General features: G+C 39.7%; 13 protein-coding genes and 1 pseudogene. 4 read left to right on the top strand and 10 right to left on the bottom strand.

Features of this window, described 5'->3' with window-relative positions; all coding sequences use genetic code 11:
• Position 1: 1 nt before the first annotated feature.
• The 5 genes from H6G96_RS25945 to mobV all read right to left on the bottom strand — a co-directional run bounded on the left by H6G96_RS25945 (position 2) and on the right by mobV (position 5,149).
• A complete protein-coding gene (locus H6G96_RS25945) occupies positions 2-613 on the bottom strand; it encodes a DUF6753 family protein (RefSeq protein WP_190914861.1) in 612 nt (203 codons plus the stop codon).
• Positions 543-1,319, bottom strand: coding sequence for a hypothetical protein (locus H6G96_RS25940; RefSeq protein ID WP_190914859.1), 777 nt, complete (start codon positions 1,317-1,319; stop codon positions 543-545). Before H6G96_RS25940 ends, H6G96_RS25945 begins: the two co-directional genes overlap by 71 nt.
• On the bottom strand, positions 1,303-2,157 hold the full coding sequence (locus H6G96_RS25935) for a hypothetical protein (RefSeq protein WP_190914857.1): 855 nt from the start codon (positions 2,155-2,157) through the stop codon (positions 1,303-1,305). The genes H6G96_RS25940 and H6G96_RS25935 overlap by 17 nt, the downstream gene beginning before the upstream one ends.
• A 136-nt stretch (positions 2,158-2,293) precedes the next feature.
• Entirely contained in the window at positions 2,294-3,118 is an 825-nt protein-coding gene (locus tag H6G96_RS25930; protein ID WP_190914855.1) for a hypothetical protein, read from the bottom strand.
• Positions 3,119-3,355: 237 nt separating this feature from the next.
• Entirely contained in the window at positions 3,356-5,149 is a 1,794-nt protein-coding gene (mobV, locus tag H6G96_RS25925) for a MobV family relaxase (RefSeq protein WP_190914853.1), read from the bottom strand.
• 515 nt (positions 5,150-5,664) lie between these two features.
• Here mobV and H6G96_RS25920 point away from each other — a divergent pair.
• From H6G96_RS25920 to H6G96_RS25910, 3 genes are all read left to right on the top strand, one after another.
• Positions 5,665-6,111: a hypothetical protein gene (locus H6G96_RS25920; RefSeq protein ID WP_069070611.1), complete on the top strand. Its 447-nt coding sequence runs from the start codon at positions 5,665-5,667 to the stop codon at positions 6,109-6,111.
• A gap of 16 nt (positions 6,112-6,127) precedes the next feature.
• Positions 6,128-7,348, top strand: a complete 1,221-nt coding sequence (locus H6G96_RS25915) for a ParM/StbA family protein (RefSeq protein WP_190914851.1) — start codon at positions 6,128-6,130, stop codon at positions 7,346-7,348.
• A 949-nt stretch (positions 7,349-8,297) separates the two neighbouring features.
• Positions 8,298-8,660 (top strand): hypothetical protein, encoded by a 363-nt coding sequence (locus tag H6G96_RS25910; RefSeq protein WP_190914849.1) that lies wholly within the window; start codon positions 8,298-8,300, stop codon positions 8,658-8,660.
• A gap of 82 nt (positions 8,661-8,742) precedes the next feature.
• On the opposite strand, the gene H6G96_RS25905 is transcribed toward H6G96_RS25910, so the two are convergent.
• Entirely contained in the window at positions 8,743-9,273 is a 531-nt protein-coding gene (locus H6G96_RS25905) for a hypothetical protein (RefSeq protein ID WP_190914847.1), read from the bottom strand.
• Between the two features lie 47 nt (positions 9,274-9,320).
• On the opposite strand from H6G96_RS25905, the gene H6G96_RS25900 reads away from it, so the two are divergent.
• Positions 9,321-14,513, top strand: a complete 5,193-nt coding sequence (locus H6G96_RS25900) for a hypothetical protein (RefSeq protein WP_190914845.1) — start codon at positions 9,321-9,323, stop codon at positions 14,511-14,513.
• 14 nt (positions 14,514-14,527) lie between these two features.
• On the opposite strand, the gene H6G96_RS25895 is transcribed toward H6G96_RS25900, so the two are convergent.
• From H6G96_RS25895 to H6G96_RS25880, 4 genes and pseudogenes are all read right to left on the bottom strand, one after another.
• Positions 14,528-15,364 carry an SWIM zinc finger family protein gene (locus tag H6G96_RS25895; protein ID WP_190914843.1) on the bottom strand — a complete coding sequence of 279 codons (837 nt, stop codon included), beginning with the start codon at positions 15,362-15,364 and terminating at the stop codon, positions 14,528-14,530.
• A gap of 5 nt (positions 15,365-15,369) precedes the next feature.
• Positions 15,370-17,122 (bottom strand): annotated as a pseudogene (locus tag H6G96_RS25890) (DEAD/DEAH box helicase).
• A gap of 159 nt (positions 17,123-17,281) precedes the next feature.
• Positions 17,282-17,575, bottom strand: coding sequence for a hypothetical protein (locus H6G96_RS25885; protein WP_190914841.1), 294 nt, complete (start codon positions 17,573-17,575; stop codon positions 17,282-17,284).
• Positions 17,576-17,585: 10 nt separating this feature from the next.
• Positions 17,586-18,545: a ParM/StbA family protein gene (locus H6G96_RS25880; RefSeq protein WP_190914839.1), complete on the bottom strand. Its 960-nt coding sequence runs from the start codon at positions 18,543-18,545 to the stop codon at positions 17,586-17,588.
• Positions 18,546-19,113 lie beyond the last annotated feature (568 nt).

The raw sequence follows: 19,113 nt of genomic DNA, 5'->3' as shown, positions 1-19,113 counted from the left end.
GCTAGTTTTTGGGTTTGGTTTTCTTAAGCTGAATCAAGCAATATCCTTGTAATCGGTTTTCTTGTTGACAGGCTGCTACGGCTGATTGGTTGGACAACAATAACTGGTACATTTGTTTTCCTTCGCTTGATTTTGCCCACTGCAAAATCTTCATCTCATTTGCTGACACTACAACTGACTGAGTTCCACCCAAATTTGAGACAACATTCCAAGTTGTCAGCGAACCTAGAAGCGCTCCTACCGCCATTACTCCTGTGCATATCCCTGATATAGACCAAAGTTTCCACCAACCCAAACCTTTGAATGAGCTATTTAAGGTTGATGGTGTTACATTTTTCATTTCATCACGCACAGCTTCCGATACTACTGTATAGTGCATCGACTGAGCGGCTTTGCTAGTCGATTCTAATTTTTGGTCAATCATTACTGCCCAAGCTTCTACCATTGCCTCCATTCGTGCTTGCAGGTCAATCATTGTTTCTTCGTTTCTGCCTAATGTTGCCATCAACTTAAACATCGGGTCATCTTCAGCTATTCCTAATTCATGGGATATTTGAGCTATGCGTTGTTGTTCTGCTTCCGAATATCCTTGTAAAATTTGTTCTGTTCTCATTTTTTAACCCTAAATATTCAATTGCTTGATCATTATTTAAAATAGAATCGTAAAAGTTTTTAATCCAGTGGTAAATGTAAGTCCGGTAAACCAGATAAATTGACTTATCTCTACAAGCTAGTGAGTAAGGTTTTCCCGTCCTCTCCAATTTTTCGTAATGGTCACGATGTAACGCTGGCAAGAATATCTCAGTCCCACCCATTCTTTGTAACTTATCCTGCATTGATTGCTGATACTCTCCAAATCTCGTATCAAAATGCTGATTTTTTACTACTACATAGTTAGCATTATCAGTAGCAAACTCTCCCAAACTTTTTAGGTAAACTACACAATCTATTCTGTGTGAAATTGGTTGCAAAAAAGTTAGTTTCCATTGATATGTAATCAAGAGAGCGAACAGATCCGAACCCACAATATACTGACAAAGCTTATCTACATATTGCCCTGGCATATCAACAATAATTATATCTAATTCATCTTTGGTAAAATCATCTAAAATTTTATCCGTACCTCCATTAAAAAAGTTTAAGCTTTCAATTGCCACTAAATTTTCATAAGCCTTTAATCTCTCACGATTGTCATGATCGTAGACCTGAATTTTTCTTCCTTGAACTTGAAACCAATCAATTAATAGTTTCGTAACTGTAGACTTCCCCACACGAGAGTCTCCTACAGTCATAATCATTCGCTTAGGAGAGTTCAACATTATTTAAACCTAACGACTCTTTTACTGCTTCAATCTCTTCTTTGAAAGTTCTTAACCAACTTGTGACTCTACCTTTAACCGAAGGTAAATCTGTTTGCTCCATCCCTTGCCTAAAAGTCATGCTATTTTCATCCAAATAATCATAACTACGTTCTATTAGTTCTGGCATTTTAATGTCAGAAAATGGGCTGTTTTGCGACTTTAGTTGTTCCTTAATTTTCTGAACTTCGGGAGAGTTTTCGTATCTTGTAAATTCATCAGGCTCCCCAAAAAATAAGTTCTTTACTACTATGTAATCTACTTGATTTCCACAAAAGCTATGCAAATCTATTAGTTGATTTATAGAATCGATAACGCGGCTAATAACTACTACCATAGTCACACGGATATTGTAATGTTTTTCGGCTGTTTCCAGGAAAGTCATTTCTTCTACAAATTTCCGCAATATTCTTCTGGACTGTGGTGGTAATTCTAGTAAAAATAAAGATTCTGGCTGGATTATTTCACCATCTCCTCCTACCTTGGGATTCGCTTTTGTTTTCATTTCATCAAAGAACTGATCTATATTGCCTGTTTTAAAAATATCAAGTGGTTCTATATGGCAATGCCGACCATAAAATCTTAATAATTGAGAATTGGAGCTATCAGCATCAAAGCCGATAAATCTTTGTCCTTTATCCAAGTATGTTTGCACTAGTCCCCTTGCAAAAGTAGACTTACCTACACCACCCTTATCTCCAGTTACTATCACTAATCTCTTTTTGGTTATTTGCTCAATTGATCCTTCTTTCGCCTTGTCTTCTGAACCATTATTCATAAGTTCGATACTATCTGTCACTTTCTTTCTCCTCCTCATAATTATTAGTGGTCAAAAACTATAGGTTTAGGGGGTAGATAAATGGCACGCTTGATAACGTGAAACCTTGCCGTTAGAAGGCGTGGGAGGAAAAGAATCTATATTCCCCATACTCCCCTTAGTCCCCTGAGAAACATTCCAGTATTTGAAAGTAAAATATTTCTAAATATCTTTGTTTGCTAAAATCTGCTAAATTATCCGTAATTGGCTTGAAGGTTTGAAGAATTAAACCCTGCTCTATAATCTTCATCAAATCGTAATTACTATTTAACTTTAAAAATTTATATATAGAGAAATCTAATTCTTGAGCTATTAATAAGTTCGGAGCTAATGCTACTAATCTAGTATACAGTTCTTCGTAATTTATAACTTCCGATAAGACTATTTTTACCAATTCTAAATACTGCTGCCTGAAGGATAATTCTTGATAGTTACTAGTTCCCGGACAATTAGCAGCTAGGGGAACTTTCTTATAAATCAATTTTAAATATAATTCAATAATTTCTATTTCTACTTCCCATATCTTCTGCCCCTTTGAATATAGGTAGTTTATTAAAGAATCTCTCTTTGGAAAAATAATTCCTGAAGTTATATGCTTAATGTTAGTTTCTATATCCAAATTTGTCTGTTTTCTAAAAATTGGTACTATTTGGCTCCTTACCCATTGCATAAATTGCCTGACCACATCAGCTTTTACTATACCTGTCAATGAATGAATCCCCAAGGCATTCAAAGTATTAACGACGACTATTTTTTGATTCATCATCACTTGTCGCTGATTTGTTTTCGCATCTATTAATATTACTTTTCCATCGTTCAGGGCTGGAGCAATTATTTGGAATACATCAACCGCAAACAACTCTAATCCACTTGGAGCATCTATCACTCGTACTATATTGTTCGAGAAATGCTCAAATTCCCAAAACTGCCAAACTTCTACCATCGTTTTATGGCTCAGAACGATATTACTATCCCATATCTGCCAATCACAAAGGAATCGATAAAGGTACGGAAATAATCAGTACTTTCGTATCTTGATTTTTTACTTCTCTTTGTTATATATTTCTAGTTTTACTTTTTTTAATTTAAAGGGTAGGGTGAATGGCACTGCGCTATCACTGCCGGAACGCTTATGCTGACGCTTTACAATCACAAAACATAATTACGGATTACGAATTATTTAAAGCTCCATTTCCTGATTTTGATGCCGTTGTTGTTGTTGTAATTTCTGCGAGAGATTGACCAGTTCTTGGTTCCAATCTCTCGCAAAACATTTATTTCTTTTAGCCTGTGGCAGCAATTGTTTAATAGCCCGTGCATTTGCATGTCCAAGTTCCGAAGAATCAAATGCTACCTGTACATTAGGAATATGCTGCAATTGCTCAACAGGCAAGGTGTTGGGGCGATCTATTGCCAGGAAGAGCGTTCTTTTGAGCGGTACGTCGCCCTTGACAAGATATTCCAGCATGGCAAAAGAGATGGTATCAATGGGGGATTTACACAGCACTAACCTTTCTGCTGAATCTGTTGGCTGTCCACCTAAGTGAAAGTAAAACCAGCCCTCACGCCGCTTAGTCCCTTTCTCATACCCAAGAAAAGTGTTGTTTTCTCCCCGTGTTCCCCGCAGGAATGCTCCTATTGCCTGGGGTTCTTTGCCAAGATTTCGCATGACGAACACAGCGTTTTGCTGATCATCAGCGTAAACTAACCCCCTTTTATGTAGAAGTTCCACAAAATTTTCAGGTATTCCCCGTTTTTGGGTCAGGTAGTTGGAGACAGAAGACCACTTGCTTTTTTCCTCAACAGGTAGCTGAAACGGGGTTCGTGGTTCTAACTGGATAATCTCAGCAGCCACTTCACGAGTAAATGCTATCGCTGCTCGTTCTGCCCCAGCTTCACCAAATCGCTCATGCAACCAGACAACCGCCTGCCGTAGATTGCACTGGTTAACGTGCATCACCAAATCAATCGCACCCCCTGAGCCTTTCTGTTGTTCGGGTGCAAAGTCGTAGAATTTGGGCCCATCTATATTAATGATGTGTCTGTGACCCTTCCATTTTCCTTCCTCGTGGTGTAGCCCCAACTCCCAGGCGACATCAACAAGTGGCAAGTCGCGCAGTTGTTGGGTTTTCAATTCCAGCTCGCGCACAATTTCTTCTAGCCGTTGTCGTTCCTTCTCGCTGGCTCTTGCCCGTTGTTCTGCACTCTCTAGTCGCTCTTGCATGAAAGCCCGGTCAGCCAGTTGGTGATTAATCGCTTGAAACTGGTCATCAGACTGAATCCTGGCAACGTAACTCCTAGCTGATTCAAATGGTGTGGGTGCTAATTGGTTATTTGTAATGACTGCGGTGAGTGGTTCACTATTAACAGCTTGGTAATATTCTTTGACTTTGGTGTGGGTTGCTTTGCTGCCCTTTACCCCGCGTTCAATACCCAAAGGAGCGAGTGCAGCAGCATAACTATCTTGGAGTTTGGATAACTTAATTCTTCCCTGTCCACCTCTGCCCCCAAACATCGCGTCATGACTGACTCTCCCAGTTTTCTCGTTCAATGGCACGATGTAGGCGTGAATGTGTGGGGTACTTTCATCTAGGTGAAGCTCTGCCCTGACGCATTTTGATCCATAGTTTTGATCTAGCCAGTCACGAGATGCGATCGCCCATTCCTGCATCAGTGAATCAGACCACTGCCCCGACAGAGATGGATCTTTTGGGCGGAAATATTCAGGCGATGCCGAGAGAAACATTTCGGTGCATAACACTGCATCATGCCGAGGGCGATGCAGTAGCGTAGAGATTTTTTCTTTGACTATTTCCTCTAGGGCGCGATCGTCTTCTCCCCCAATCAACCGGACATTCTCTTTGGTTGGATCTGCGTTGGGTGTTTCTCTATTCCTGGTAACATGGTCATCACTTCCCGCAACGTTACCAAATGTTTTTAGTTTCTCTATTCTGAGAATTGTTAGTGGCGACATAAAAGTTTTATGCTACAAATGCAGTGCGTTGTAGTACTCAAAAACCCTCCAAGTGAACTGCTGTTTCATGTCATGAGCGCAGCGAGAGATGGCGCAGCCACCCGCAGGGCATGAAACCATAGTGAGTATGGTTACTTTATTCTCTAAGCGAAGAATTGTTGAGGGCAAAAAATAGCAATTAAGAGCGCTAAGTTTTGGCATAGTCTAGGAATAGTCCAGGCATAGTCTAAGGAACTTACTTTCTTGAAAAAACTGATTAAGAGCGCTAAGTTGTGGCATAGTCTAGGAATAGTTCAAGCTAAGTTGTGGCATAGTCTGGAGAAAATGTAGTTTGGTATACAATTTCCTTCTTCAAAATCCACTAATTACATAGATTTAGGGGAGATTATAACTCAGTTTTTAAAACAGAAAAAATCGATTAGACTTTAATAAGTGATTCTGCATTTTGATTTTCTGCAAGTAAAAAACCGAAGCAACGCGGCTGTAAATGTACAGAAACTTTTGCATGAAAAAAAATGGAACAGAACCAACAAGTCTTTTTTTCAATTAGGCGAAGGTTAGGCACTATTGATGGACAGATAATTAATTATCTCCACTCTAGACCCTTCGATTTAGGGAACCTACCTGAAATAGTAATGTTGACCCTGCTTGAATATTGGTCGCCCTTTGCCATATCTGCTGATGGAGTGGATGGTGACGAACTCAGGCAGAGGGCAATTTGGTCAATTAAAAAATTAGAAGCACAAGCGGCTTTGATTCGTGAAATTTTTTTGTCATCTCATGTCCAAACTGCTGTGACTGCGAACAACGCTGAAGTTGGCGACAGTGCCTCGGATCAAAGGCTGGTGTCCACCATTAATGATGAGGATGACCAAATCTTGGATGAGGACGCTGATGATTTGGCAGAACTAGTTCTGCCAGAAGAAATAAAGCAGATTAACAGCTTGTTTAATGTCGAGTAATAGTTGAGAAAAATTCATGAATACGTCGAAAAGAGAGATTGCACCCGTTTACACAAGGGTAGCTGTGTCCATTGATTTAGGTGGGAGTCAGAGCAAGGTAATTGTTCAGATATATCCTTCGGGTGTGCCGATAGTAATAGCAATGGAGCCAGAAATTGCAGATGTGGGAAAAAACTCAATTACTCAGTTGTCAGGAGACTGTACTTGGGTAGGAATAGATGATGAGTATTATGTCTTGGGCGCTCTAGCTAAAAATACTTTTGCTGGCACACCAGCGCTCAGGGATCTGAAATATTACTATGCTTTACCAAAAATAGCGGGATTATTATGGAAAATTTGTCTTCAATTGGGCTTGAGTAATGGTGTTGATGCTTCCGTGCAATTATTGCTACCACCAGGAGAAATGTCGGACGGCAAGGATTTGGGCAAGAAGCTGTCGGCAGCGCTAAGAAAAGGAATTGCCACACCTACAGGCAAGTTAAAACTTAAGCTACATAATTTTTACGTGGCTCCAGAGGGGAGTGGGATTATGGCTTACCGTAGTCGGACTTTGGGGGCATTGTTTGGGCAAAAAAGTATTGGTTTGTTGATGTTGGGCTACCGGAATGCTAGTTTTTTTGTTTCGGCTAAAGGTAATCAAGCAAAGGCTGAATCTACAGAGTTGGGGATGAATTGGTTAGTGCAGCAATTTGTGGAGCGTACTGCTGTTGGGCTAGCAAAAGATGATTTACGTATACCAAAAGCTTTAGTGTCAGCAAGCTTGGGCAACGTGAATGCATTACAGTCGTTATCACGTAAAGCGACATCTGCTGGAGTTGAATCTGATTTAAAGTTGTTTAACTCAGTTTTACTAGATGTCCGTGGTGATTACTGTCGAGCTTTAATTCGCTGGATTAGAAATATTGCCGTATTGGATGAAGTTATCATTTGCGGCGGGACTGCTGAGTTTGTGCATAAGGAATTAACTCAACATTTTGAAAAAGAGGGCATACCTATTGTTTGGAATGGCAACGTCGAGATGCCTAAGTATCTCGATACCCTCTCTCTAGGTAGCCGAGTTACTGATGTCTGGACTGCACACATTACCTATATCAAGATGTTAGACTACAATTTTGGCTACCAACGTAAAACTGATTTGGTTCCAGACTATCATCAATCCCCACCTGTAAAAAATTCCACCCCACCCAAAGAAGTTTGGGAGAAAAACGGGTTTTTGACCATGCACCCTGGTGTTTAAAGCCCTAATTTGAAAGTGATTGCCTATACGTAGATTCTCTGCGGCTTGCTCCCAGGCGATCGCTTTCAAATTTGCACACTATACAAATGCTGGTGCGCGGTTATTAGCTATATTGTTATACATTCTAGTAAGTTCCTGTAGACGCTCAACTTGATATGATTCAAGTGAGTAAAAAGAAGCTGATTTGATTATTTGTTTGAGTTCTTCTGCCCACTGGCTATAAGTTAACGAATTTAACTCTGTGGGCAAAACATTCAACCAGATGATGTTGACTAAATACCCCTTTGAATCCCTAGTATCCCTGAGTGGACTTGGCGCAGATGTGGACAAAGACTTGTGCTGGCAGAAAACTGAGCAGCAACGTAAAGCGTTATCAGAAAAACAATCCCTCGGCTGTAGATGTTATGGGGCAAGTGTGTTTAAAAAGTGCAAATTCCCAGGGATTGGTAAAGTAAAAACTCATCGTTTTTAAATGCTGATTTATTAAAGGTACGTTTGCTGATTCAGGGAATTTTTGATAGCTATGGGAAAACTTTTAAAATTGATTTGACAGAAAATCTATTTTCTATGTTGAGATTAATTTTTTTATTAATGATGTTAATTCTACTAGCCCAATTTTTCAAAGGTTAGCAAGGAAAAATACTTATAGCTGAAAGTTCGCTCATTCCAAGTAGCCTGTACGCTATCTCTAACACCCAGGAGAGAGTATTTGATTAACTCTGAAAAAATACTCAATCAGAGCTTTAGCATAAATAGACTTATTTTTCTACAGACAAAAGTACGGTTTTTTTCCGTACTCTTGTCGATTGATTTTTTCAGAGCAGAAAATATAAACTCTGCGGTGGGAGTAATTATAATTTCCATTTTTACTTGCAGAATCTGGTGTGGAAGAATATTCTTCTGCACCTTTCCCCACTTATTTTCATCTCAAATATTTCTTAAGGAAACCATGCAACAACTAAAATTATCAACCCACAACAACGTTACACACCCTCAAAAGTTAACAGACTCATTTACTATCTCTCAACAGAAAGAACAACTAGAGAATCTGTTGTATCAGAAGGTTCAACAAGGGGAAGATATATCCCCTTGTATTGAAGCTCTCTATTATTTAGCTTCAAAGCAGACAACAGAAGACCAACTGCAAGTAATGTGGGCTGAAGTAGCTAGAGAACGCTCGGCATTCAATTCACTGCAAAGAGTAATCATTACAGCCTTTGCCATTTTAGGAATGATTGCCTTTTTCAATGGAGCGTTTCGCTCCGTCAAACCATCGGCAGCTGCTAACCCACCTGCTGTTCAACCTCATTAAAAGGATTTTACCAAAAAGCTGAGAGCGTTTTGTTTGATAATGCTTTCAGCTTATATTACCACTCGCTCTGCATAGCTCCCGCTTAATATGCTGTGTCCTTGTCAAAAGGCAAACTGTCAACATCCTCAAAGTTACGCAGGTCTTGCTCCATCTGCTGCCGACGTTGGATGTATGTTCTGCTGTTGACAATCCTCCCTTCCATCAACCATTCACCAAAGTTGATACCTTGTTCTACGTGTGAGGCAGACATTTCATTGTAATCATCAACCTCTATTTTCTTACGCCACTCAAGCTGTTCCAGGGCACTTTCACTGATGCCAATTTGACGAGCATATTCTACATATTCAGGTCTGAGAGAACCATCTGGGTTAAATTCCTTTTTTTCTTGTTCAGTGAAGAAATCGTAGGCTGTGTAGATTGGCCACGGCTCTGGATCAGTCTCGTCCAAGTGCTTCCACTCGTCATACTCTTCTTTTACTCTACGAGCATAACTATCAATTGCTCCTGGATCTTCACCCTTGGATAACATTTCTTGCCGAGCTTCACTTTTCAAGCTTCCATCTGGGTTGAATTCTTTTTTATTCATATTTATCCAACGCTTAATCCTTGACATAAAAACCTCTCAAAAATTTAATTAATATTCATCAAATTTTAAATCTTATGACTCTGGAATTGAAGCATTTTGATCCTCGTTTAAATCAGTGGATCTATATAGACGATAGCAAAACTAACTCTCAATCAATTTTAACTGAAAAGCTCAGTAATACTTTACTAGAATTTTACTTTCCTGACAAAAAATTTTCATTTGGACATTCAGATGAATACAGCACTGCTGAAGAATTAAACAATCATCCAGATGGACAAATTTTATTACTGTCTTCTAAGACTCGCTTACTTTATGGAGATAAAGAATGTTTAGAAACGATTCAGAAAATTTGTCCAGACAGTAAAGACCGGGGCGCTTATGGTTCCATCTTCATTGGGGCTTGTAAAAATGCGATTTACGAAAAGCTAAACATTCTGGTAGTAGATGATTCTACTGATAACAGGGGTGAAAATAGAGGGATATTATCAAATGATTTGGCATATAAATTAGTTGGCGATTGTTATGGGCAGATTTCAACACAACTTTATGACAAAGTAACCTTAAGAGATTCTCTTGCAGATAAAAGCTATCGTGTGATTCAGCATCGATTTGGTTGGGTGGATGGAGTTGGAGAGGATACTACTAAATACCGTTTTGGCAAAGGAACACTCCGACCATACAGACTAGATAAAATAAAATATGCAGATACTAAAAATGAACCAAAAATCGATATAATTCTTCCCGTAAGCAGTTTTAAGGGAACAGACAAGGATAGACCCAAAGGCCCTACTAAACCTCAAATTCAACCAGGATTATATCAGCAAAATATTTGGTTAGCTGAAAAAGGGCAATCTCAGCAAGGTCAGATGTCTATCTCCCAACTGCTGGCATCTTTCCCCCAAGGAATTAAAGATTTTGCCGAGGAACTAGAGGTACAAGCTCAAAGATTAGCCTCTATTGAAGATGACCCAAGAATTGTTGCTGCTTACTATTGTGAAAGATATGAAAAACGTAAAGACTCGTTGAGCCAAAATAAATTAAAAACAGGAGAAGTCACAAATCTTGAAACAGATGTTAAAAACTTAGAGAGAAATGATGGCTTAGATGCAGATGAGGAGTTGGATGACGAGAGTACTAAAGATGACTTGTTCATGTACAAACTCATTAAAGCCGATTTACTAGGGCATCAACAGTTATTAGAGACTGAGAAGGTCAAACAGGAATTAAGTCGGTTTGTACAAAGTGAGTGGCGAGATATTGCTGTTGGGAAAACGCTTACTTTTGACCGAGGGATGATTATTCCCTCCAAGGAACTCAAAAATGGTGAAATCTGTGTCCCTTGGCTGAAGCTTGGAGAAAAAGTTCTTAACTTTCGCTCTCCTTTCCTCAACTCTAATGGATTGTGTGTCTCTACTAATAAACACGTTGAAGACCGTGTTGCTCCAGATGGTAAATCTTTGCAAGGCATAATTGTAGTCAATGACGAAGACCACAAGCGCATACAAGCCAGAATTACAGAGTTAGAAGCACGAGGGATTGATGTTGATTTTATCGACCCAGCAGAAACCGAATCAGAACGCCAAGCACGAGACTATGATGGTGATTGCATTGGTGTAGTAAGAGCTAGCTTATATCCTAATTTAACAGCAGAGGCAGAGCGAAGAAATCTTCCCCAAAACGCCTATTCGCCCACGGTTAAGCTCAAAAAACAATCATTTTATTTGGAAGATGGAAGCCAGCCCCCATTTGAAAAAATTGCTATTCACATGAGCGATAGCATCAGCGTAGGCATAATCAACAATCAAGTGACAGCACTGGAAGCATTAGAATCGGAAATTGAGGTACTTAAAACTTATGGGACTATCGAACAACAATCAACTTATTTAGACCAAGTATCTAAGCGGTATCAAAGTTTATTTGAACAGGAACATGACGAGAAGCCCAAACCAATTAGAGCAGAGTACAAACCTTTTATGCAATCTGTTGTAGCTCTAGCAGAGAATCCTAACAAAAGAAGAGAGATTATTCAACAGGCGATGGATGTTAACCGCCTGATGTACCGAGAAATGATTGGTGAGGGGTGTTATCAAAACCAAATAGCGGTTGATTTATTCAAAAGCGCTAAAAAACCTGAGATGAATAAAATCCGGGAAAACAGCCGCTACTTATATCGTGATGTTAATTATATTAAAGATAAAAAATCTTCGTCAGTTTATTTAAGCACGGGGATAACACCAAAGGGCTACTCACCAGTAGAATTATTGATTAGCCAAACCAATAAATATTTCCAAGAATCACAGTTAGAATCGCGTCCCATAGTCCAGTTTAAAGACTTATTCAAAGGAGTAGAATTTACACCACAGCAGAAATTTGCAGCGATCGCCGCCAAGTACGAGTTTGATCAGAAATTCAACGCTGCGGTTCGTGCCTCAAGGCGGCGAGAAACAGAGTCTGGCCCTAGCGCAATTGTTCAAACGGATTCAGGAACGCAACTCGAAATTACCAACCTCACCCGCTACGGGCATCCCCTAATCTGGAAAGCCCAGACGTTGAACATTCGCCTAGATGAGATTAAATTCACAAACAGTGAACGCCCCCATAAATTATTAGCGGTTGCACAGATAGATGGTGAGAAAGGTTCGGATGGAAAACCCGCATACCGTAACCTGGGGACAGTTAGCCAACAATCGCAAGTTCCTTACAATCTCAAGGCGGGGATGACCATGCAGGGAGCTAAACTCCTAGAACTAAAACCAGAACTTACTAGAAGCCAAACTAAATTACTTTTCGACAAGGCACAGGAGACGGCTCTCGCATTTTACGCGAAAATCCCAGAGTCAGAAAAACTTGCATCCGCCGCCGCCGCTTGGAACATCTGTGCATCTCGCCAGGATGAACTCGAAGTTGCAAGAAAAGAAAACGCAAACCCCCAGGCTTACGCTAAAAAAGTTTCCAATTTCGCCTTCGCTGCTTTCCCCAATGAGATTATTTCTCGCTTAGATAAATTGCAATTTACTGAGCCGAAGTTAGTCACATTAAATAATGAAGCGAATCATTTTTTGGGTCGAGAATGGAATCCAACCGAAAAACATCCTATAGAAATCAGAGCTTCTCACCACCTAGTCGGACATGAGCGCCATGTTTCCAGGCTAATGTTTGTCCAGGATAGTGACGGCGAATATAAGGAATTCGCCATGCTTTCAACCAGAACCGCACAGCTTCCCATTGGTACAAAAGCGCTCTCTTGTATGGTTGGGATAGAACCTGCTACCGCCAAAGCAACTATTGGACTGCCAGGAAACGAGCCGGTTGAAATTACTATCCGTGAACTCAAGAACTTCTCTTATGCAGGACTTGTTTTTAATGCCGAATCGGTCAACTTAGAATTTGGCACTGTGCCTGTTCCTGACAAAACAGTAAAAATCAAAATTGATGCTTTGACTTTGGGTGAGTTAGACAGTGATTCTGCCCAACAGTTAAAAGAAATTGATTACCTGAAAAGTGGTAATCCTCTAAAATTAAAGCTCACGTCAATTTCTGAAACTGGAGATCAAGCTTTTGTGCTGGGTGAGTCTCCCAATGGTAATCTCCTAAAAATCAATAAAATCAACTTTTATGATTTTTCTGGTCAAACATTCAATGATCAAGATTACCGAAAACTGACTATCGAAACCTCAGCTTCTAAAACTAGAGATGCTGTGTTTTTGAATGGTGAAGCCTTGGGGGTATTGCACTTCAAAAAAGACAAAGACGCGCTCAGACAACTTGGGCTACTCAAAACTGGAAAACTTACACCCGCCGACGCTATCATTGAAAGTAATTTTTCTGTTATTTGCGCTCAAATTGACCCTAATACCGTTGAATATCCCCAAAAGTGGACGAAGGAATTTCAGATTTTTGGGATTCAATCAGTTAACCCTCAGCAACTGTATATGATTGATAGTAGTGCGAAAATTCTACATCAGATTAAAGAGCGTCCTACCTTTTTATTTTCTACAGAATCAAACAAAAAACTTGGAGTCATGGGCTTGGCTGTTGACAACCAGAAAGCTGAGACTGTGACAAAATGGTTAACTGCTCAAAAAGTTGAATGGCAGCAAGTACCAATAGAAGATGTCATCAGGGAAACCAAAAAAGGTCTAGCAGTATTTCACTTAGTCAGCAGTTCAATTCCCCCCAAAACTTTGGAGAACATGACCAAGAAATTTGGTGCTGTGATTGAATCAAGTAGTGAATATCAACAAAAAATTAAATCTTTGTCCACGCGATCGCAATTCTTGAAACCTCCATCTCAATCAGCATTGTCCCCGCCTCAACAAAGCGCTCAATTCCACCCAAACCAAGAGGTTCAAAATGTCGCCCCTCCTGTCATCAAAGGTAAACCAATTCCCATGAACTACCCTTTAATGATGCATGGTGAACCGAACCCACTATCTGTAAATACTTGCATTGATGCCATGCGCGGATACGGCAGAACTCATACCACCAGAGCTAAAGAGCCATACAAACAGTATGGGTTTAAGGAAGGCGATATTGCTCTGGCGACAGGCATTGATAAGCAAGTCGCCTTTCGAGTCGGAGAACAGTATCAAATCACACCTGATATGATTGCTGACCCCGTTTATCAACAGCAATGGGCTGATATGGAAAAGCACTCACCCAAAGCATTACCAAAACTGTTCACGGGTAAACAGCAGGTGTGGGGACTACATCTTGAACCCTTGGGGGATTATGTGGAGGGTTTTATAGTCCCGTTTCCTGAAACACAAAACAGAGCCGTACCCAACCAAGAAGTCCAACCTCAATCAGTTACTATTGATGATTTAAGAAATTGGTACAATGCCGCAGATAAGTTAGGGAAGTCGGAGAATTACAAAAAACGCATTGTGGAAGTGGCAAATGGGTTTAAAGCTGGTGAGCAATTATCAGCCGAAGCGTTGACAATAATGAATAAAGATACATTTGAGCTTGAAGCCATCAGTCGGCTCACTCAAATTGCTCAAAGGATTGGCATGGTTTTGGGACAATCTCGGCAAGATGGTTTCACTGAAGTTAAAGGCAAGGTTTATGACCTCAGCTTTAACACTGAGCGTAAAGATTTGACTATCCAACAGAAAAATGGAGATGTAGTTTTAGGTGTTCAATCAGGCAAAGTGCATACCTCACGAGTCACGCCTGAAATCCTACAAACTTTTGAAGGAGCTAACTCTCTTCTTGACAAGACTTACTCCTCTTATCAAGCCCAGTCAAGAGAAATTCATAGATAACCCTAGCCCTGAAATCAGAACTGATGATTTTTGGTTTTGACTCGCTGATACAGTTCTTCCATTGTTTCAATAAAGGAAGCATCATTGTGCCAGAAATCAGGAAAATCCCCTTGTTTCTTAATCAAAATTGCACAGATACTACCTGGAGTTGCCACTTCAATAGTTTGTGGTAATCGTTTTGTACCTAACCAAAATTCTCTGGCATTTGGGATTTGGTTAAGAGATTCTTTTTCTAGCTTAGTGTACAGCGAATTAGAAAGTTCTAAAGGAATTTCCTTAGTATTCAATTCTTCAGATAGAGCTTTTCCCAAAGGAGAATCAGCTAATTTGGCTTGAAGTTCTGCTTTCGATAATCCCCGTAATTCAAATAACAACCAGGGATTATTATCTAATTGAGAAGCTACTAAATAGTAAACTCCAGCAATGTGCTTACAGGGATTAGCATAATCTGGACAAGAGCATTTAGTTTTGAAATCCTTACTACTATGGGGCAATAAATGTAGTCCCAAATTAGAGAAAGTATCTTCAATATTTTCCGGGACTTCATTTAGAAGCAATCGAGAAATAATACTGGCTTTAGAAGAAAGCTGTTGGATAGCTTCATTCCAACGGGTTTTAGCAATAGGTGTAATCTGAATCTCTATATTATAAGTTGGTTCTTTGTAGACTCCAAAATAGGGATTAACTGAGCCTCGGACTTTGGCGGTAATTTTATTTAAGTCAATCTCAAAGGTTTTAACTTTACCACCGCTAGCATAAGACCGTCCTCTTTTGAGTCGGTTATCATCTGTAAAAGCTTCTAGTGCTTGAATAAAGCGATCGCCCCACCAAGTTCGACTAAATTTAGCCATAATATCTACTCCAAAATTGCACTCTTGTTCAATGAAATCAACCGTTTAAAGGCTTCATTATCTAATTCTGTGAGCCAAGATTCATCACTACCAACAACAGCATTAGAGAGTTTTTTCTTATCTTCAATCATTTGGTCAATTCTCTCTTCTAAAGTCCCAATAGCAACAAATTTATGCACAAAGACATTCTTTTTTTGACCAATACGGAAAGCACGGTCAGTTGCTTGGTCTTCAACTGCTGGGTTCCACCAACGGTCAAAGTGAAAGACATGGTTGGCTTTCGTGAGGGTGATACCTACGCCCCCTGCTTTCAAGGAAAGGATAAAAACCGATGGTTCTGTATTTGGGTCTTGAAATTCGGTAATCATTTGTTCTCGACGTGGGCGACTAGTGCCACCATGCAAATAGTAAGTATTGCAATGCAGACTATGTTTGAGATGTTTTTCAATCTTTTCACCCACTTCCGTAAATTGACTAAAAATGAGTAAACTTTCTCCTTCATCAACTGCCTCCTCAACCATCTCTGCTAACCGACTGAGTTTGTGCGAACGTAGTGGGGAAAAATCACTCCCATCTTGCAGAAATTGGGCTGGATGATTACAAATCTGCTTCAATTTCATCAGGGTTGAAAGAATCAGTCCTTTACGTTGAATTCCCTCTGCTGATTGTAATTGTTTTTCTACATCTTGTACTACCACTTCATAAAGCGATGCTTGCTCTTTGGTCAGGTTAGTGTAGAGTTTTTGCTCAACTTTATCTGGCAAGTCATTAATAATAGATTGGTCAGTTTTTAACCTTCGCAGAATTAGAGGTTCTACCAGTTTTTTCAAGGTAGCAGATTTCACGCGGTCATTGTCTTTTTGAATCGGAATCTCGAAGATTTTCCGAAACTGGGCTTCTTTACCCAAGTAGCCAGGATTGAGAAAGTTAAAAATTGACCACAAATCCAGTAAGCGGTTTTCTACAGGAGTTCCTGTTAATGCCAGCCGATGTTTAGCTCTTAATTTTAAAATCGCTTTAGTTTGGGCAGCTTTCGGATTTTTAATATTTTGTGCCTCATCCAGCTTTACCTGCCACACATATTAGTGGCATATAGTCAATATATTTAAGAATATTTGCTTCATATTGTTCGGAAATAATTTCCCAGGTAGCATAAATTTCAAATGCTGCTTTAGCAGTCTTGCTTTTGCCTTTTTTCTTCGGATTTTCCGATGATAACTGTCGATATTTTAGTGCGGGAATAAATTGGTCTTTGAGGATTACTTGTTTAAAACTTTGAGTGTAATGATACCAAAATAATAAATCTGAACCTATTTGAAACTTCTCCGCATTATATATTGCTAAAAAATGGATATCTTTAAGTAGTTTGATAATATTAAGTGCTATTCCACTTTTGGTAGATACTACTGTTTCATAACAATCTACCTGCCAGTACTGGAATTCTTCATAGCTGTCAGTCAACTCAATTTCTAAATACTTGGTTAATTCTGGTGAAGGTAGGGGCTGATTATTGGTGGTTGGTAAGGCAAAGTATTTAGGAGATATGCGTTGGACAAATTGAGTATTGTCTTCTTTAATTCCCAATTCCTGTACTAAAAAGGCGATTAATTCGGATTTAACCAAATGTCCAGGATGAATTTGTTGACTATTGGTGTGACTTTTTTGGGATAATTGAGTTTCTACCCACAAGTAAAAAGAGCCTGACTGGATAAAGTCAGTTTCCTCGTTTGGTATCCAGGTGCCATGAAGTATTCTCATTGTTGTGATGTCTCTGGATTGTTCGGAAATTCACGCGCCTTAGAATTACTTTAGCAAACAGAGGTGCTAGAATTATCTCCTTTATGCAAAAGAAAGCGATGGTGTTTTCGTGCGATCGCTTGACTTACGCACGATAGAGGCAGCAGTCCCATACTTCCCTTACAACTCAAAATCAAGAGTGAAGGTTTGGTCATCAGAATCAAGAATTTGGTTTTCGATAGTAGATGGCTCTTGAGTCATTGAAGGAAGTTTGTTATCTTCAGTATTATTCGGCGTGAAAGCTACTTGTTGTGTGGGAAATGCACCCTTTCTGAAAGCAAAATAACAATCAACTATAAAGTAAAGCGTGTCCAGGTAACTTTTATCTAGTTTTTGCGATTCTGCAAATATGCGCTCTCGGTAATTATCTTTGAGGCGAACTTTTTCCGGTGCTAAGTCTTTTTTATCTGCCATTGTTATAACTTCACTTAAAAGATGTAGTAGTTGGGTTCTTGCTGCTGATGGTCTTTGCCATCTCTAAAAGCCCAGAGACATTGGCTTCTACCGGATTGTCCAGGATTTTGAAGCCGTTTTTCTCCAACAGCTTCTTGAACCCTGGTAAAAGGCAACCTCCACCGATCGCCCAGATTTCATCCCCCTGGTGCTTGGCATCAAGTGTCAGATTCACCACTTTCTTCAAGTATTTTTCATACCAATCTTTCAAACAAGTACTGTAAACATCTTTGATATCGATGTCACGGCTGTATCGGGTATGCCCCATTTCCAAACAAAATCGGATTTTGGATGGGTCTCCGATTTTTCCGCCATTCAAATGTTTCATTTTTTGGGAGATATCATCGATAAGAACTTCTACACCGATGGGGTAAGCAGTATGAACTTCTCGCTGACCCCGGTTGTAACGAGAATACAAAGTCGTACCATTGCCAAAGTCTAAAATGGTTAGCTTTTTCGGTAGTGGATGCCCAAACAATGCACCCATACCCTCTAGTACAACTTTCAGGACTTCTACTTTTACTTCTGATTGTTTGCCAGCAAGTATCGGCTGATATTCTCCATTGAGTACTTTTTGTAGTTCTTCAGCTAGACCAACATCATGTAAGCTAACGACTAATTTTAAGTGCCAAGCCCTACGGTGTGGTAGATGTGCCAATGCGCCCAACAAAGTCAACAACGCATTATTGACTTTATTTTCATTATTGTCTGTGTTGCGGTCAAAATAATTTCCTGTACGGTAAGCTGACTCTCCAACTGTGTAAGCAGTGCCGTTAAAAACTACCCTCCCTGGAACATCTTCCATCTCGGCATTGGTTATATAGCTGGGGACACGAACTACCTCAAAGCCATCGACTAAAAGTTTGAGACTTCCGTAACCGTTATCGAAACCCGCAGGAAAAATTTTTTGTAAGGTGTGAATGTTTGACATAGGCTTCAAGTAATACACTTTAATTTGTAAAAATTCTTTGTTTAGATGATTTGGAGAAGCAGAGGTAGAGAAGGATAAAATAACTCCTGTTTTTTCTCCAGCCTCAAGAGCTTATCATATTCCCTTGGGGGCTAAGTGGGGCATAAAATGTCGATCAGTCAGATATACCCTACTTAGCACCTATATATATCCTATATAGGGGTCAAAAAGTTCCCGAAGTCCTGAACTATTGTTGGGGTATATATAGCCCCCATATAGCCCCTATTAAGAATTTCTGAAATCTTTTTTATCAACGTAGCAGAAATTAATTTAGATCATTGACTGTTTGATTTATAGTCTATTGTCAATGTCATTGCGATCAAATTAGCACTCATTAAATGTCTAGCCAAAGCTCTAATGCACTTGGAATTTACCCAAGAGAAATTGGTTGCTTCGAGAGACTATTACTTGAGATAAGAGATTTTCTACGCAAGAGAAGTAAGGTCAAACCAGTTCGCAATGGGCAACTTTTAGAGCTTGTCATCTAACGACCTTGCCTCTTTTGAGCTATAAATGCTTTCTCAGTAAG

This window comes from Nostoc sp. FACHB-892 (assembly GCF_014698795.1).
GTDB lineage: Bacteria > Cyanobacteriota > Cyanobacteriia > Cyanobacteriales > Nostocaceae > Nostoc.
The sequence above is the reverse complement of the archived record's forward strand: the minus strand, read 5'-3'. Positions and strand labels throughout refer to the sequence as shown.